Here is a 518-nt window from a genome sequence, read left to right on the forward strand (position 1 = left end):
GCGTTAGGCATACAAAAAGGATTGCGCTAGAAATGGAGTTTGGAGTTCTTTCAGAAATAGAGCAAGTTGAGTTTAGTGATTACCAAACTTGTAAAGGTTCAGCTAACAGAGCTGAGTTTGAAAATATTATTAATATCCTCATAGATCCTAACTCTACTGAAGATGAATTTGATGATGCTGTAAACGATGGATTATGGGACTTGTTTTCTAATCAATATACGTTGTACTCATCAACTCCTTTAGCTCTTTACCTAATCCTTACCCGCACATCCCCAATCCAAAGAATGAACTGCCCTGAACTCATCAGATTCATTGAGCTATGTGCAAGTCGTGGTAATGATGGTGTGTTATTAAACGAACAAGAATTAATAAAAAACCAAATGGGTGTGCTTCCAATATTTTCAATTCCAGAGATTATATGTAAGTATGCCTAACAAGCTAATTAATAAGGACAAAAAACAGTTGGCTGTTTTCGTTCCTCAACATTTTAGCCAACAATTTTTTGCCCATTATTAGGG

At 35.7% G+C, this 518-nt stretch carries 1 protein-coding gene; it reads left to right on the forward strand.

Annotation, left to right across the window (positions count from 1 at the left end; translation table 11 throughout):
• Positions 1 to 434, forward strand: a 434-nt coding sequence (locus tag AN944_RS21025) for a hypothetical protein (RefSeq protein ID WP_235531045.1), incomplete at its 5' end; no start/stop codon positions are given.
• Between the last annotated feature and the right edge of the window lie 84 nt (positions 435 to 518).

The organism is Shewanella sp. P1-14-1 (genome assembly GCF_001401775.1).
GTDB classification, from domain to species: Bacteria; Pseudomonadota; Gammaproteobacteria; order Enterobacterales; family Shewanellaceae; genus Shewanella; species Shewanella japonica.